This is a genomic window from Flavobacterium notoginsengisoli (assembly GCF_042686225.1).
Classification (GTDB): domain Bacteria; phylum Bacteroidota; class Bacteroidia; order Flavobacteriales; family Flavobacteriaceae; genus Flavobacterium; species Flavobacterium notoginsengisoli.
In genome coordinates this window covers 110,617-127,158 of sequence record NZ_JBHUOT010000003.1, presented here as the reverse complement: position 1 = coordinate 127,158, position 16,542 = coordinate 110,617, and the positions used below count along the sequence as shown (strand labels likewise).

The following is a 16,542-nucleotide window of genomic DNA, read 5'->3' as shown; positions in this document are numbered from 1 at the left end:
GTGCTATTTAGAGAAAAACACAAGAAAAAATGTTAAACATAAAATTTTGATTTCATAATTTCTATAAGCTATAAAAATTAGAAGAGAAATTAGTAATTTAGACAAAACGCTACTTCTGTAGCAAATAAAAATCTAAAATCATGGAAAATTCTGCAGCAAATGAAGCACTAATCTCAGATTTACTTACGAATTACTTTAACGGAATTTATAATGGAGATGTTCCTTTGCTTCAAAGTGTTTTTCATTCGCAGGCATTGATTGGTTTTGATATCAATGGAGAAACCCATTTTAAAACCTTAAACCAATATTTGGAAGGTGTAAAAAACCGTAAAAGTCCAAGAGAACTGGGAGAAGAATTCAAAATGAAAATTCTATCTGTAGAAATTATTAATAATACTGCTGTTGCAAAAGTACAGGTTCCAATATTTGAATTTGATTATTATGACTTCTTAAGCCTTATTATCACTGATAACAAATGGGTTATTATTAACAAACTAGCATCAAAAGTAAACTAAAATACAATGTGGAATTCAACCAAAATAACAGAATTACTAGGTATTGAGTATCCAATTTTACAAGGTCCAATGGGAGGTGGTTTTTCAACCGCTGCCTTACTGGCTTCCGTAAGCAACTCTGGGGGATTAGGCAGTTACGGTGCATATACCTTAACTCCGGACGAAATTCGCGAAGCTGGAAAAGAAATCAAACTAACCACATCCAAGCCGTATAACATCAATTTATGGGTGAATGATGTCGATAAAAGTCTAATTGATTATTCTCCGGAAAAACTAGAAAAGATCAAACTGCTTTTTAAACCTTATTTTGATGAGTTAGGAATTCCGCTTCCTGATCTTTCTTCGGATATTCCTTCTAAATTTGAAAAACAAGTTGAAGTTTTATTCGAACTGAAACCTGCTGCTTTTAGTTTTATTTTCGGAATTCCTTCCAAAGAAATCCTAAAAGAAAGCAAACGATTAGGAATAAAAACCATTGGAGCCGCAACAACTTTGGAAGAAGCGCTTGCTCTCGAAGATGCTGAAGTCGATGCCATTGTTGCCGCAGGATTTGAAGCCGGCGGACACAGACCATCATTCCTAAAACCGGCACAAGATTCTTTTACAGGTTTGTTTACATTGATACAACAGCTCAAAGCCAAAACCAAAACACCCATTATTGCCGCCGGTGGTATTATTGATGCAAAAGGAATAAAAGCCGCTATGACGTTAGGAGCTGATGCTGTACAACTAGGAACTGCTTTTATGGCTACTGATGAATCTGCCGCTTTAGATGTTCATAAAAAAATCCTCTTTAATCAGCCTAATATTTCTACTACAGTTTCAAAATCCTTAACCGGAAGGATGGGACGAATGATCCACAATACCATATCTGATGCATTTCCTTTTGAAACTGAAGTACTTCCTTTTCCACTTCAAACCCGACTAATGGCCGTTTTAAAAACAGCCGCTTTGAACCAAGGAAGAACTGATTTGGTTAATTTTTGGTCAGGGCAAAATACCTCAACTTTAAAACATCATAAAGCAAGTGAGCTGATGCAGGCTTTAATTGCTGAAATGTCTGTTTAGCTTTTTTACCGCAAAGTACGCTAAGTTTATTTTTTTTATAAATGCTGGAGATTTTAAGTTCGCAAAGTTCTCACTAGACTTAAAGCTTTGTGCTCAGACTTTTTCAAATCTAGCAGAGTCACAGAGGATTTTTTTTTAAGCCACAGATTTTTGCGATTAAAGGAATTTGTCTCTCGCAGATTTAGCAGATTTAACAGATTTTTTTCATATTTAAAAATATAATCTGCTCAATCTGCGAGAAATAAAAAAACTTTGCGACTCTACTCCCGATAGCTATCGGGATTGCGAGATTAAAAAATAAAAAATATAATATTTCCACACAAAGCTTTGCGAACTTAAAACACAATCAAAATCAAAAAAAACTTAGCGCACTTTGCGTTAAAAAAACATCACCCCGCAACCTGTCCAGTTCGCCTCAAACTTTGTCCATTTCAACAAGTTTCTGATTTCGTTTTTAACGCTTTAAACGCAGCTTTGTACCGTTAAATAACTTTAAATATCAAAATCATGAACTCAAAAACAACAAAAATTATCTATTGGACAGGCGCAATATTAACTTCTTTATGGTTCGGCGCAAGCGGTTTCTTCGAATTAACCAACAATCCATTGGTTTGGGGAATTACACAACAGCTAGGATATCCGGCACATTTTATTTACATATTAGGCGTTTTTAAAGTAGCAGGAGTTATTACACTTTTAATTCCGAACAAATTATTGCGATTGAAAGAATGGGTTTTCGCAGGTGTATTTTTCGATATCATTTTTGCTTTCTTTTCAAAAATAGCGGTCTTAGGTTTTGGCGCTGCGACTGATGCCATTGTTGCCTTTATAATGGTCAGCGTTACTTACGCAATGTATAGAAAGTTATATACAGCTACTTATACTCCAGCGGAGTAAAATATTTATAGAACTGCAAAAAAAGCTCCAGCGTGGCGACATACAGATCTTGAAAAATATGTCACTCCTCCGGAGCTTTATATTGTAAATGTTTATTCTTTGCTATAAATATTTCGCTTCTCCGAAGCTTACGAAAAAGCCGTCCTTTTGAGACAGCTTCTTATAAATTTCACTTTAATTATTTCCAATGAAAAAAGTCATTCTCATTCTTTGTTTCATTTTATCAGCTTTGTTTTTTATCAGCTGTTTTATGTTTCCGGGATTATAATTTTAAGCCAATTAATTTATCTGAATCAGCGATAAATTAATTGGTTATCTGTTTTCCAGCCAACTCAAAAATGCCGTTGCTTTTTCTTTTCCAACCAATATTTTTTCTTCTGTTGGAACAGTAAGTTTTACTAATATCTTTCGCGAAAAATAATGCTCGGCCTCTCGTATAGCCGAAAAATTAACCAAATACTGTCTGTTAACCCTAAAAAACTGAATTGGCGCTAAGAGTTTATGAATATCATCCAAAGATTGTGTTAGCGGATATTCATTTTTATCCAAAGTCATAATCGTTGGCATTTCATTTTTGATATAAAAAAAGGCGATATTTTCCGTTAAAACGGTTTGGTATTTATTGTTTTTGAAAACCAAAAAACTGCTTTTTCCTTTATTTTCGCCAGTTCTGGTCAACAAATAATCAAAATCGGGCATTGCTTTTTTATTGCGCTGAAAGAAGTTTTTCAGTTCTCCCGCTTTCTTCAAAGCCTGCGAAATGCTTTCTCTCGAAAAAGGTTTTAAAACATAATCAATTCCGTTTGACTTAAAAGCTTCAATCGCATAATCATCAAAAGCAGTACAGAAAATAACAGGTGACAACACTTCGACATTCTTAAAAATCTCAAAACATTGGCCGTCTGCCAGCTGAATATCCATAAAAATCAAATCGGGCTGATCGTTTTCTAAAAGATAACTCACAGCGCCGTCAATACTTTGTATATACGACAAAATCTGAACATCGGGTCTGATACTCAGAATAAGCTGGCCAAGTGCTTTGGCCGTTTTTACTTCATCTTCAATTATTACGATGGTCATAAATGAGTGGTATTTTTACTTTAAAAGTGGTTTCGTTTTTATCAATTTCGATTTCTTTGTGCACCAAATGCATAAAACGCTGGTTGATATTATCCAATCCAACGCCAGTAGAAACTATAGCGCCTCTTTTCAACTGAATCGGGTTTTCAATCACCAGAAAATCTTTTTCGCTGTAAAGCTTAATTTTTAAAGGTTTGTCTAACGAAACAACATTATGTTTGATACAGTTTTCAATCAACAACTGCAAAGCAAAAGGCGGAATAACTGATTCGTACTGTTTTTCATCAATTTCATTTTCCAACACAAAACCGTCTTCAAAACGGGCTTTCAACAAATAAACATACGAATCGAGAATCTGAATTTCTTCGCGAAGCGGAATCAAATCGAGTTTTCGGCTTTCTAAGGTAAAACGATAAAAATCAGATAATTTCAGGATAAAATCGGAACTATTTTCGTCGTTCATATCCACCATCGATTTTAAAGTATTCAAACTATTGAAAAGAAAATGCGGATTGATCTGCTGTTTCAGTAATTCATACTGAGCACCAAGATTAACGGCTTTTGTTCTTTCTAATTCGACTCCCATTTGCTGGGTTTGATAGTTTTGAAAAAGCAGATGCAGAAACATATATACAATCAGATTAATCAAAACTCCTCGGAGTTCGAACATAATAGGCGCATCCATTTTCGAAACCTGAAATAATTCCTGATGCGCGATAACCAGAATGACCATTAACAAAATCCCTAAAACAACACTCAGTAAAAGTTTCCAGTTAAACAGACTTTTGGTTGTTCGGTTTGAGGAAAATTTCGGTAAGCTGTAAATGTTGTAATACCAGATAAAAAGGGAAAACAACAGCGTAATCGAAGAGTTTATAATAAGATCCCCAGGTGTAGAATCGGCATCAAATAATTTAGGTATTGAAGCCATAACCGCCAGAGCAATCGAACTTCCCCAAATCACTTTGAGCGAAACCTGAAACCGTTTTGGTTTTTCCATAATTGTAGTTTATAGTCAAAGATAGTTTTATTTTCATTTTTTTTAAACACATAGAGACATAGGATTTCACTTTGTGTTTAAAGGCATTTCACTTAATTTAAATAAACAATAGTCTTTTTAAATTTCTCTCGCAGATTTAGCAGATCTAGGAGATTTTTTTATCTGCTAAATCTCCCAAATCTGCGAGAGTATATTTTTTAGTATAGTTTTATTGAAAAAGATTTCACACTCCCGATAGTTATCGGGATTATAGGATTTTAGCAGATGCGCGCAGATTTTTTTGTTCTAGTACCCGCACAGTTTGTCATTTCGACTGAAAGGAGAAATCACACACGTATATCGGCAAAGATTGGCGACATTCTTTGCGGAGTTTCTAGTGTGATTTCTCCTTTCAGTCGAAATGACAAAAAATGAGAATAAAAACTTTGCGTCTTTGCGAGATTAAAAACTAACAGAAATTATCTGCAAATCTGCTTGCAACAAAAAAATCAAACTCTCTTAACTCCCAAAATAACACCAGAATCCGCATCTTGAACAAAGCCAATTACTTCAAAACCTTGTGCATTATAATTTTTAGGAAGAGAAATTATTGCCGTTCCTTTCTTGCCTTTATTCAAATTAACCGGCTGTAATTGACGTACAATTTGATAATGCGATAAAACCCGATTAGCATTCTCCCCTCTTCGAACATTACTTTTTGCTTCTTTCTGAACAACCGCAATTAATAAACGGCTATTTTTTGAAGTACTTTCCGCATTATACTGTACTGAAAGTATATTCGAGTTTTGAGAAGTTTCTAAACTTAAATTAGCCAAAGCAGGTTTCAATAGTACCGATTTAATTCCATTTCGAAGGCTCGTTTCCTGAGAACCGATATAATCTGTTTTTCCATTAATGATAACCTGAGGCGTATAAATTGGTTCTTTTCCCATAAACTGAGCGTAATCGTATTGTCTTTTGGTAAAATCGGCATTGCTGAAAATATCTTTCCAGCCCTGTTTATCCCAATAATCCACATGATAAGCCAAAACAAAAACATTTTTATCACGGTATTCGTTCTGAATTTTGCCCAGTAATTCGTCTGCAGGCGGACAACTCGAACAGCCTTCTGAAGTATATAATTCCAAAAGCGCAAAACCTTTTTTATCTGCGTTCTGACTGAAAACACCATTTCCAACCAAAAGAAACAGCATTAAAAAGCTAATTAATAATTTTATCTTTTTCATATATTTCTATTTGTTAAACCTGACAGGTTTTAAAAACCTGTCGGGTTTGTTAAAAGTTAAGTTTCGCATCAACTCCTAACCTTTAACTTATAACTCTTAGCTTCTCTTAAAGAATATTAATCTCAACGTTTATATTTCCTCTTGTCGCTTTAGAATACGGACAAGTCTGATGCGCCTGAGACGCTAATTTTTCAGCAGTTTCCAAATCCAAGCCCGGAAGACTGATGTTTAATCGCGCCTGAAGAAAATATTCACCCTCTTCGACACACAAATCTACTTCGGCATTTACAGCGGTTTCAGCTGGAAGTCTTACTCCTAATTTCGAAGCAGCGATTCCCAGCGCCCCAATAAAACAAGCCGACCATCCCGCAGCAAACAACTGCTCTGGATTTGTCCCCGGACGCGAAGATCCCGGCGAACTTAACTTAATATTCAATTGCTCATCCGAACTTTGAGAAGCTCCTTCTCTACCGCCTGTTGTATGTGTTTTTCCTGTGTATAAAACTTTTGTTTCCATGATTTTTTTGTGTAAAATGTTATTTGTAAAAAGTGAAATGTTTCTTGATATTGATTTTTGATATTGCAATTGCAATTCAATTTGGAATTTGGGATTTAAAAAATTGGAATTTACTTCAGATTATCTGCGTCAATTATCGCTTGCGCAAACGCCTTCGGATCTTCCTGAGGAACATTATGTCCGATTCCTTTTAAAACTCTGTGCTCATATTTCCCCGTGAATTTGTTTGCATACGCTTTTCCATCCGCGAAAGCGCCGTCAAAATCGCTTCCAATTGTAATCGTTGGCACCTTAATTACAGGTCTTGCAGCAAAGCGCTTTTCCAGATTATCGTATTTCGCTTCGCCAGATTCCAAAGATTGTCTCCATCTGTAATTGTGAATCACAATTGCTACATGATCCGGATTGTTAAAAGACTGCGCCGTTTGATCGTAAGTGGCTTTATCAAAATTCCATAACGGAGAAGCGATTTTCCAGATTAGTTTATTGAAATCGTACGTGTTTTGAGTATAACCTTCTTTTCCTCTTTCGGTTGCGAAATAATACTGATACCACCAGCCCAATTCAGCCGTTGGCGAAAGCGGTTTTAAGTTCGCTTCCAAATTCACTACGATATAACCGCTTACCGAAACCAAACCTTTTACACGTTCTGGCCAAAGCGCCGATACCGCAACAGCCGTTCTCGCTCCCCAATCGAATCCGCCAATCACGGCTTTATCGATTTTCAGCGCATCCATAAAAGCGATAATATCACTCGCCAAAGCCGCCTGCTGACCGTTTCTAAAAGTATCTTTCGATAAAAAAGTCGTTGTCCCGAATCCGCGTAAATAAGGCGTAAAAACGTGATAGCCTTTTGAAACCAAAATCGGAACCACTTCGTTGTAACTGTGAATATCATAAGGCCAACCGTGAAGCAAAATCACCGGTGTTCCGTTTGACGGACCTGCTTCGGTGTAACCCACGTTTAATAATCCGGCATTAATTTGTTTTAAAGTTCCAAGAGAACTGTTTACTTCAATTATTTTTTGTTGTGAAGTCTGTGCATTAGTAAATGAAGCATTCATAAAAAGAATAGCGATTAGAATATTGAATAGTGTTTTCATAATTATTTTTTTGAGATGTGAGATGTGATTTGTAAAATGTGTTTGTAACGCAGAGGACGCTAAGGGTTTTCGCAAAGTGCGCTAAGTTTATTTATTAAAAGAGAAGACTGAGAACACAAAGCTTTTTGTTGATTAATGCTGTTTTAATCTCGCAAAGACGCTAAGTCGCAAAGTTTTAAAGACAAAGCTTCGTGAACTTAATGTCCTTGACATTTATCTCAAACAAAACTTAGTGTCCTCCGCGAAAATCCTTTGTGTGCTTTGCGATAAAAAATCAGCACAAAGCTTTGCGACCTTAATGTTCTTAACATTTACTCAAAAAACTTAGCGTACTTTGCGAAAAACCTTTGTGTGCTTTGCGGTAAAAAATTAACATAAAGTTTTTTTAGTTTTTCATTACAAGTATCGGTTTTCCCTTTTCTACGATATAAGTCGCCAGTTCCGAAGCTTTAGCATTCGTATTATTTTTAGCCGAGTGCACTAGGCCTGCCGGAATAAAAAGGACTTCGCCTGCTTTTAAAGTCACTGGTTTTTCTCCTTCAATTTGATATTCCAATGAACCTTCAACAACGTAAATGACTTCTTCGCCTGGATGAGAATGTTTCCCAAAAGCCGAATGCCCGTCAAAATCGATTCGTGCCTGAACCATTTCGCTTCCCGGAACACTGAGATCATGTTTTTGCAAATCGATACGTTTTACTCCCTGTGCTGCAATCTGATTCGGAACCAAAAAGGCAATGATTCCCAAAACGATAATCGCGATTATGACCCAAGTTTTTTGTTTTTTCGTTTCCATAACTTCTAGTTTTAAATAGTTGTTTTCTGTTAATTTCTTCGTCAAAAGTATTTCGATAACCCTTCTTACGAAATCAGAAAATAGCCGAAACGGACAGATTAATGGGTGAAGTGGACAGGGCTTTTGGTGTAGTTTTTTTTATAAGGAGCTATTTCCTGCTATCCGCTATATCTTTTCCTTGCTAAAGGAGCAAGAAAAAGGATGCCGCTCCTATCAGGGCTAGGGCACTCATTTTCAAAAGGAAATTTTTGGGATATTATTAAGGAATTGTATTACTTTTTAGATTATAAAAACCAAGCTGTTTTTTAATATATTTGCGCTTCCTAAATTACAGAAATATGATACTTAAAAAACTTCTTGCCCATGTGGTATGGTGGCGGCATTGGAAACAACCGTAACGCTTCTGTAAGCGTAGGACACCTAAGCTACATGGGTTTTATATTTCCTAAATTACAGAGTTATGAGTACTAAAACCCTTTCAAAAGAAGCCGAAATCAGGTTGATGAACTTCTTCAACGACAGAATTGCCCCAGACGATATGGCAAAAGCCATAAGAATGGTCAATTTCAATCTCGCATTAAATGTCATGAACGATCAAAACTTCGCTCCCGAAAAAACACTGCGAGACAGTTTTATCTGGCTGAATGAATTAGCTGAAACTTTAAATCCTTATTTGGATTTGGAGTAAAGGTTTGTTCTTTTTGAAAAAAAAATTAAAACCCTTGGTCTTTGAAAGAAAGATTGAGGGTTTTGTTTTTTTGATTTGGAGAAAATACCTTAGAAATACTCTTTACTTCATTTTATTTTTAGTTTCTAGTGAGACCATTGTCAAAGTTTGAAACTTTGACAATGGTCTCTCAAAAGCATAAATTATTTAGAATCAAAATAATTACCCTATTTTTCATATAAAATCAAATCCGTACTATCCAATTTATCGTACATTAACAAAACGGATTAAGGGAATGCTGTAAATTCAAATGGAGTAGTTTTTGGAGCATATTGAGTTTATCATTCTTGAATGAAGTTTTTTTTCAAAGTAAACTAATTTGAAACAAAAAAGCGATCACCTAACCGATCGCTTTTTCTTTTTGCTTAATTAAGAACTGATTTTAATTTATGCTAAAACCATCCCACCATCCATAATAACATCCGCTCCAGTCATAAACACCGCAGCATCACTACTCAAATACGAAACCATTTTAGCCACATCTTCTGCCCTTCCCATTTGTTTTAGCGGGACTTTTTCTACTACGACATCCATAATGCTTTTTACGGTGGTTTCGTCTAGGCCTACTTTGTTCATGACTTCGGTTTGAGTTGGCCCTGGGCTAACCGAATTGACACGAATCTTTCTTGGCGCTAATTCTAAAGCCGCCGATCTCATAAACGAATTCAAAGCCGTTTTACTCGCCGAATAAACCGAAGAGCCCGGCCCTGGCATGCTCGCAGTATTCGAAGACAAAAATACCACTGAAGCACCCTCTTTTAGAATCGGGATAAATTTACTTAAAGTAAAAAAAGCACCCTTTAGATTCACATTCATAATATTGTCGTACAATTCTTCTGTAGTTTGTTCAATTGTTCCTAAGCCCGCAATTCCTGCATTAACAAACAAAATATCAACCGAACCGAAATCGGTTTTTACTTTTTCTGCCAGTTTTTCGATATCCAAAATATTAGATTGGTCGGCTGTGATGGCCTTAACACCCAAATTTAAAGCTGCTTTTTCTATGGCGTCTTTTCTTCTTCCTGTAATAATTACTTCTGCGCCTTGATCTTTCAATAGTTGTGCTGTGGCATATCCTATTCCACTGTTACCGCCTGTTATTACTGCCACTTTATTTTTTAAATTGTCCATTTTGTTTGTGTTTTAAATTGATAAGACAAAGGTAAATTCAAAATGGTATAACTTTGTAACCAGTATCATAGAGTATACCAGAAGTGCATTTTAACATTAAAAAGGCATCAAAAAATCAGTTTTATGCAAAAGCTAGTTTTTTATGTTAAATATGGAGTTCGCATTTTTTATTTTTTTAGTTAAAATTCTTCGATTTATTCAGATTTACAACTCATTTTTCTTAATTTATTTTTAAAACTTCATTAAACGCCTGTTAAATCTTAATAAGAATTCATTGAAAATTCTGGAGAAAAAGGTATATTTGAGTAATACTGAATTTTATTATCGTGCAAGAAAAAACAAAATCACATAGTTTTATATTTCCAAAAACTCCTACTGGAGTCGACGGACTAGACGAGATTACGGAAGGAGGATTTCCGCAAGGACGACCAACCTTAATCTGCGGTGGCGCTGGATGCGGCAAAACATTATTATCCATGCAATTCCTTATCAAAGGGATTACAGAATATGACGAACCTGGAGTTTTCATGTCTTTTGAAGAACCTTCGGACGATCTTACGCTAAATGTTAAATCGTTAGGCTTTGATTTAGAACAGCTTAAAAAAGATAAAAAACTGGTTGTAGATCACGTCCGTGTGGAAAGATCGGAAATTGAAGAAGCAGGCGAATATGATCTGGACGGCTTATTTATTCGTTTAGGACATGCCATAGATTCTATAAAAGCCACTCGTGTTGTATTGGATACCATTGAATCGTTGTTTGCTGGTCTGGACAATCAGGCTATTTTACGAGCAGAATTAAGAAGGTTATTTCATTGGCTGAAAACCAAAGGCGTAACTGCCGTAATTACAGGAGAACGCGGTGAAGCGACCTTAACGCGTCAAGGCTTGGAAGAATACGTTTCGGACTGCGTAATCGTTCTCGATCATCGTGTCATTGAACAGGTTTCAACCAGAAGACTTCGAATTGTAAAATACAGAGGTTCAACACATGGAACAAACGAATACCCGTTTTTAATTGATGAAGATGGTATTTCGGTACTTCCAATTACTTCTTTGAAATTGGACAATGAAGTTTCCTCAGATATTATTTCTACAGGTGTTCCCGGACTAAATGAAATGTTTCATGGCGGCGGGTTTTATCGCGGCAGCAACATTTTGGTTTCTGGAACTGCGGGAACGGCAAAAACAACAGTTGCCTGTTATTTTGCCAATGAACAATGCGAAAAGAACGAAAGAACAATTTATTTCGCTTTTGAAGAATCACCGCATCAATTGGTACGCAACATGAGATCAATCGGAATTGATCTGGAAAAACACATCAAAAAAGGCATTTTGCAAATACATTCTTCACGTCCATCATTAAATGGTCTGGAACTGCATTTGCTTACGCTTAGAAAATTAATCAAAGAGTTTGAGCCTACTACTGTTATCATTGATCCGATTAGTAATCTGATTTCGGTAGGAAGCGAACATGAAGTCCGCTCTATGCTCGTTCGATTAATTGATATGCTGAAAGCCCATAATATTACGGCCATGTTTACGTCTCTGAACAAACAGACGGATAATTTTAGACCAGATCTGGCAGAAGAATCGGTTTCATCATTGGTCGATACCTGGATTACGGTTCGCGATATGGAAGGAATTGGCGAAAGAAACCGCGGTATTTTTATCATCAAAGCCCGCGGAATGGGACATTCTAACCAAGTAAGAGAATTTGTAATCACCAGTAACGGAATTGAATTACTGGATGTAGAATTGGGACCGCAGGGAATTTTAACGGGTGCCGCGAGACAGTCTTATCAATTCAAAAAAACCATGTCTGACATTAAGCTTCAAAACGAAATCAGCAGAAAAGACAGGGAAATTGAACGTAAACGCAAAGTTCTTGAAGCTAATATTGAATCTTTAAGAAATGAATTTGAATCGGCAGAAGAAGAACTGAGTATCCTTAAAGCAACAGAAGAATTGCAGGAAAAACTGTCTTCTAAGAAAAAATAAACAAAATGAAAAAAGAAGTAGCCGAATGGCAATTATTGCTTTATATAGCAGGGCAAACGCCAAAATCGATCAAGGCGCTCGAAAACATAAAGAAATATGCCGAGGAACATTTAAAAGGAAAATACAGCATCGAGATTATCGATTTGCTGAAGAATCCGCAATTGGCAGAAGGCGATCAGATTTTGGCCGTACCTACTTTGGTGCGCAAATTTCCTGAGCCTATCCGTAAAATCATAGGTGACCTTTCTAATGAAGAAAGAGTACTTGTAGGTCTTAACATTAAACCTATAAAATCTTAAATCATGGAAGATTCATCTGATGGCACAAGTACAACCAAACATAAGTTTAAACTTTTTGTTTCCGGTATGTCTGTTAAATCAGGACATGCAATCGAAAACTTACGCAAAATCTGCGATACCTATCTTAAAAACAATTATGAATTAGAGATTGTCGATATCGGTCGTGATAAAGAACAAGCTGTAATTCATCAAATTGTAGCCATTCCGACATTGATAAAAACACAGCCAGAACCCAAAAGGATTATTCTCGGCGATTTATCAGACAAAGAAAAAGTATTATACATACTTAATTTAAGCCAGTAATTTGAAGGAGAATAAAAAAGATATAGCCGATTTATTAGCAGAAATTGAATCATTAAAGGAAGAACTTTATGAATCAAACAGCATTGTTAATGCCATAAAACAAGGAGATGTAGATGCGCTTGTGGTAAGCAGTAACGGAGTTCCCGAGATTTATTCTCTGGAAACTGCCGATTACACCTATCGTCTTCTTATTGAAAAATTTGGACAGGGCGCATTAAGCATTACCAGAAAAGGACTTATATTATATTGCAATGAATATTTTTCGAAATTGGTCGGCATTCCGTCAGAAAAAATAATAGGGAATTACCTGAATGAATATTTTGTGAATCCCGAGCAGTTTGTTTCGTTAATTGAAGCATTACGATACGGCATCACAACACATGAAATTCTTTTTAAATCAGAAAACGAAAAACAGATTTTTCCTGCCTACATTGCTTTAACTGATTTGGAACCTGCTGTAGAAGCGATTGGAATTGTAATTACCGATTTGACGGAGAAGAAAAAGCACGAAGAAGCTTTATTCCGCCATCAGAAAGAATTAGAACAAAAAATAAACGAACTCAACAAAACCAATCGAAATCTTGAAGAGTTTATTCATGTGATCTCGCACGATTTGAAAGAACCGTTGCGGAAAATCGTCATGAATACCAGCAGGATTGACGGAAGTTATTTTAAAGAAGCCGATGCTAAAGCCATAAACGTAATGAAATTATCAGCCTTACGTTTGAATTCGCTTGTCGATGATTTGGTTCAATATTCGTCGCATACGGCGCAGGAAGAACGTACTGAAATAAATCTGGAAACTATTATTGCTCAGGTTATTGAGGATTTTGAAGTTGTAATAGCGGATAAAAAAGCACATATCAAAACTGGAAAACTACCCATAATTAAGGCTTCCAGAGTACAGATGAGACAGCTTTTTTCGAATCTTATTTCAAATGCGATCAAATACAGCAAAGCAAATATTGCTCCCATAATAGAAATTTTGCAGGAAGAAAATTTAGATGCTGAAATACCAAATCAAAATGCTAAATTTGTAAAAGTGCAGATTAAAGATAATGGTATCGGAATGGAAGAAAACCACTTGCTTAAAATCTTTATCATTTTTCAGCGTCTGCATGCCCGTAATGAATATTCTGGAAACGGTATTGGTCTCGCAATCTGTAAAAAGATTATGGAAAACCATTCCGGAACCATTACCGTTGAAAGCACATTGAACGAAGGCACAACATTTAACCTTTACTTCCCAATCGTATAAAATGCCACAAAAGTACAACTTACATATCATAATTGCCGAAGATGACATGGACGACGCCGATGTTATCACAGAAACTTTTACCAATAATCCCAATTTTAGCAAAGTAAGTCTTGTTGCCAATGGCGAAGAACTGCTGAATTATCTCAAAAATCCTTCAAACGAAAATCCCGACGTTATTCTTACCGATATCAACATGCCTATTATTGATGGTATCGAAGCTTTACAAGAAATCCTTAATACTAATGAATTAAAAAACATTCCATGTTTTGTGTATTCAACGAGCATTAATCCATCTTATAAAGAAAAATGTGATGATCTGGGTGTAAAAGCGTATCTGATTAAACCGTATTCTTTTGAAGCTTTCGCTGAAATTCCGAAAACTATTTTAAGTATTATTGAAGCGTAAATTTCGTTTTAAACTTTTAATTAAATCTTTACTTTCTGTCATTCTTTTAGAATTATGGTATAACTTTGTAACCAGTCATTTTTAAACTAATGCAAAGCGGTTATGGAAAGAAATCAAAAAGAAGAAGTACAGGCGCTTCAGGACACTTTACATGTTTTAGGCGGTAAATGGCGATTACCGATTATCAACTCCATTTGCAACGGAAACAATCGTTTCAGGGAAATTGAACGCAGTATTCCCGGAATTACAACGCGCATGCTTTCTAGAGAATTGAAAGAGATGGAACTCAATATGCTGATTAAAAGAACGGAAGACCGCGATGCTGAAATTCAGGTTAAATACGAATCAACACCATATTGTAAATCTTTTGCTCCTGTAATCGAAGAAATGATAAAATGGGGAAAATCACATCGGAAAGAAATCATTCGAAACTCTTAAAATATTCTCCTGCAGATTTTGCAGATTTCGCAGATTATACAAGTCAAAAAAAATCTGCTTGATCAGCTGAATCTGCGGGAGAAATACACATAACCTCTATTAAAAAATTAACACCGAAATTAAATCATCGAGAGCTCTTAAAAGCACAGCAACATTTTGACTAAAGAATAATAAAAGCATAATGTAAAAAACTTAAAAAGTGCTTAAAAATGTAGTTTTTTATGATTTTTAGCTATAAAAGCCCTATCTTACAGAAAAGACAAAAGCCGATTCCGTTGGCCCTATCGGCATTATTGCTATCAATTTTAAAAACTACAAAAAATGAAACAATTATTACAGTGGACCATCATTATCCCGATCCTCTCGTGGGCTCTCCTATTTAGCGGGCTGATAAAAGACAGCAGTATTTTTCAAATTGCTGCGAGTATATTGCTTATTCTTAGTGTAATGTCAGCCGTTCATCATTCTGAAATCATTGCAGAACGCGTGGGAGAACCTTACGGAACCATAATTTTGGCTATTTCTATTACTGTAATTGAAGTTTCTATAATTGTCTCTTTAATGCTTTCTGAAGGTTCTGAAGCCGCTTCTTTAGCCAGAGATACCGTTTATGCCGCTACCATGCTTATTCTAAATGGTATTATCGGATTGTGTCTTCTTATTGGAAGCATTAAACATTACGAACAGAATTTCTCCACTTCCTCAGTAACTATTGGTTTGGTTTCATTGATTTCTATTATTGTCTTTACTTTAGTGTTTCCTACATTTACCGAAAGTGTTCATGGTTCTTATTATTCAACACCTCAATTAATCTTTGCTTCTATTGCCTGTCTGGTTATTTACGGCTCTTTTTTATTTGCACAGACAAAAGGTTACCGTCAATATTTTCTAACGAACGGAACAAATGAAGATGAATCGAAAACACATCCAATCGAAATCAATAATAAAACATTTTATACCAGTCTTGTTTTTCTTTTAGTCAGTTTAGGAATTGTAGTTTTGTTAGCCAAAACGCTCTCGCCTACAATTGAAACTATTATTATAGGCTATAATCTTCCAAAATCATTAGTTGGTGTTATTATCGCGATTATCATTTTATTACCCGAAGCGATTGCAGCTATTATTGCAGCTAGAAAAAACAGATTGCAGACGAGTTTAAACTTAGCTTTAGGTTCTGCCCTAGCCAGTATCGGATTAACAATTCCGAGTGTTGCCACAGTTTGTATTATTATGGGAATGCCGATTGTTTTGGGACTCGATATTAAATCTATTGTGCTTTTGGCATTATCTGTTTTTACCGTAATGCTTTCTCTTAGCAAAGGAAAATCGAATATTGTTTATGGCGTTGTGCTTTTAGTGAATTTGTTTGCTTTTATGTTTTTGATGATTTATCCTTAAAAAATTATTTTTAAACACATAGAAACATAGAATTTATCTTCTGTTTATATAAAAACAGAATGCAGAAAGAAACTAGTTTCTAACACATAGCTTTGTGTTTACGAGGCCAACTTTGACAAAGTTTAACATGATAAACCTATCTTTATTTAAACAAATAAAATGCCTTTACATTTTTTTTAAGCGAGCTTCTAATTCTTTAGAAAAATTCATATCCAACTTTTAAAATTAATCTCCCACAGATTTTGCAGATTCTACAGATCAAAAATCTGTTTTATCAGCTAAATCTGCTAGAAAATTATATGGCGTTATAAAACTTTGTCAAAGTTTAAGGCAATTGGGATAAACACATATAGCTATGTTATTTATTGAAAAATGAAATG

Annotated in this window: 18 protein-coding genes; 11 read left to right on the top strand and 7 right to left on the bottom strand. The window is 35.4% G+C overall.

The window, feature by feature from the left end:
- The first annotated feature begins 140 nt into the window (after positions 1-140).
- The 3 genes from ACFS3A_RS08560 (at position 141) to ACFS3A_RS08550 (ending at position 2,480) form a co-directional block, all read left to right on the top strand.
- The gene (locus ACFS3A_RS08560; protein ID WP_379824967.1) at positions 141-515 is read left to right on the top strand and encodes a nuclear transport factor 2 family protein; all 375 of its coding nucleotides are present in this window, start codon (positions 141-143) and stop codon (positions 513-515) included.
- A 6-nt stretch (positions 516-521) separates the two neighbouring features.
- Positions 522-1,583, top strand: a complete 1,062-nt coding sequence (locus ACFS3A_RS08555; protein WP_379824966.1) for an NAD(P)H-dependent flavin oxidoreductase — start codon at positions 522-524, stop codon at positions 1,581-1,583.
- Positions 1,584-2,090: 507 nt separating this feature from the next.
- Positions 2,091-2,480: a DoxX family protein gene (locus ACFS3A_RS08550; RefSeq protein ID WP_379824965.1), complete on the top strand. Its 390-nt coding sequence runs from the start codon at positions 2,091-2,093 to the stop codon at positions 2,478-2,480.
- Positions 2,481-2,792: 312 nt separating this feature from the next.
- Here ACFS3A_RS08550 and ACFS3A_RS08545 read toward each other — a convergent pair whose 3' ends face one another.
- The 6 genes from ACFS3A_RS08545 to ACFS3A_RS08520 form a co-directional block, all read right to left on the bottom strand.
- The gene (locus tag ACFS3A_RS08545; RefSeq protein WP_379824964.1) at positions 2,793-3,560 is read right to left on the bottom strand and encodes a LytR/AlgR family response regulator transcription factor; all 768 of its coding nucleotides are present in this window, start codon (positions 3,558-3,560) and stop codon (positions 2,793-2,795) included.
- Complete coding sequence (locus ACFS3A_RS08540; protein ID WP_379824962.1) at positions 3,541-4,560, bottom strand: sensor histidine kinase; 1,020 nt, start codon at positions 4,558-4,560, stop codon at positions 3,541-3,543. The genes ACFS3A_RS08545 and ACFS3A_RS08540 overlap by 20 nt, the downstream gene beginning before the upstream one ends.
- A gap of 488 nt (positions 4,561-5,048) precedes the next feature.
- The gene (locus ACFS3A_RS08535) at positions 5,049-5,786 is read right to left on the bottom strand and encodes a DUF1223 domain-containing protein (protein ID WP_379824961.1); all 738 of its coding nucleotides are present in this window, start codon (positions 5,784-5,786) and stop codon (positions 5,049-5,051) included.
- 106 nt (positions 5,787-5,892) lie between these two features.
- A complete protein-coding gene (locus ACFS3A_RS08530; RefSeq protein ID WP_379824959.1) occupies positions 5,893-6,303 on the bottom strand; it encodes an organic hydroperoxide resistance protein in 411 nt (136 codons plus the stop codon).
- Positions 6,304-6,413: 110 nt separating this feature from the next.
- Positions 6,414-7,406, bottom strand: a complete 993-nt coding sequence (locus ACFS3A_RS08525) for an alpha/beta fold hydrolase (protein ID WP_379824958.1) — start codon at positions 7,404-7,406, stop codon at positions 6,414-6,416.
- A gap of 385 nt (positions 7,407-7,791) precedes the next feature.
- Positions 7,792-8,202, bottom strand: coding sequence for a cupin domain-containing protein (locus ACFS3A_RS08520; protein WP_379824956.1), 411 nt, complete (start codon positions 8,200-8,202; stop codon positions 7,792-7,794).
- Between the two features lie 460 nt (positions 8,203-8,662).
- Here ACFS3A_RS08520 and ACFS3A_RS08515 point away from each other — a divergent pair, with 460 nt between their 5' ends.
- Positions 8,663-8,890, top strand: coding sequence for a hypothetical protein (locus ACFS3A_RS08515; RefSeq protein WP_289659006.1), 228 nt, complete (start codon positions 8,663-8,665; stop codon positions 8,888-8,890).
- A gap of 426 nt (positions 8,891-9,316) precedes the next feature.
- On the opposite strand, the gene ACFS3A_RS08510 is transcribed toward ACFS3A_RS08515, so the two are convergent.
- Positions 9,317-10,060 (bottom strand): SDR family oxidoreductase, encoded by a 744-nt coding sequence (locus ACFS3A_RS08510; protein WP_379824954.1) that lies wholly within the window; start codon positions 10,058-10,060, stop codon positions 9,317-9,319.
- A 326-nt stretch (positions 10,061-10,386) separates the two neighbouring features.
- On the opposite strand from ACFS3A_RS08510, the gene kaiC reads away from it, so the two are divergent.
- The 7 genes from kaiC (at position 10,387) to ACFS3A_RS08475 (ending at position 16,162) form a co-directional block, all read left to right on the top strand.
- Complete coding sequence (gene kaiC, locus ACFS3A_RS08505; RefSeq protein ID WP_379824953.1) at positions 10,387-12,060, top strand: circadian clock protein KaiC; 1,674 nt, start codon at positions 10,387-10,389, stop codon at positions 12,058-12,060.
- 5 nt (positions 12,061-12,065) lie between these two features.
- Entirely contained in the window at positions 12,066-12,359 is a 294-nt protein-coding gene (locus tag ACFS3A_RS08500; RefSeq protein ID WP_263523365.1) for a circadian clock KaiB family protein, read from the top strand.
- A gap of 3 nt (positions 12,360-12,362) precedes the next feature.
- Entirely contained in the window at positions 12,363-12,662 is a 300-nt protein-coding gene (locus tag ACFS3A_RS08495) for a circadian clock KaiB family protein (protein WP_289658983.1), read from the top strand.
- Position 12,663: 1 nt separating this feature from the next.
- Complete coding sequence (locus ACFS3A_RS08490) at positions 12,664-13,920, top strand: sensor histidine kinase (protein ID WP_379824952.1); 1,257 nt, start codon at positions 12,664-12,666, stop codon at positions 13,918-13,920.
- Between the two features lies 1 nt (position 13,921).
- Positions 13,922-14,326 carry a response regulator gene (locus tag ACFS3A_RS08485; RefSeq protein ID WP_379824951.1) on the top strand — a complete coding sequence of 135 codons (405 nt, stop codon included), beginning with the start codon at positions 13,922-13,924 and terminating at the stop codon, positions 14,324-14,326.
- A gap of 102 nt (positions 14,327-14,428) precedes the next feature.
- Positions 14,429-14,764: a winged helix-turn-helix transcriptional regulator gene (locus tag ACFS3A_RS08480; protein WP_179003570.1), complete on the top strand. Its 336-nt coding sequence runs from the start codon at positions 14,429-14,431 to the stop codon at positions 14,762-14,764.
- 321 nt (positions 14,765-15,085) lie between these two features.
- Positions 15,086-16,162, top strand: a complete 1,077-nt coding sequence (locus ACFS3A_RS08475; RefSeq protein WP_379824949.1) for a calcium:proton antiporter — start codon at positions 15,086-15,088, stop codon at positions 16,160-16,162.
- The last annotated feature ends 380 nt before the right edge of the window (positions 16,163-16,542 follow it).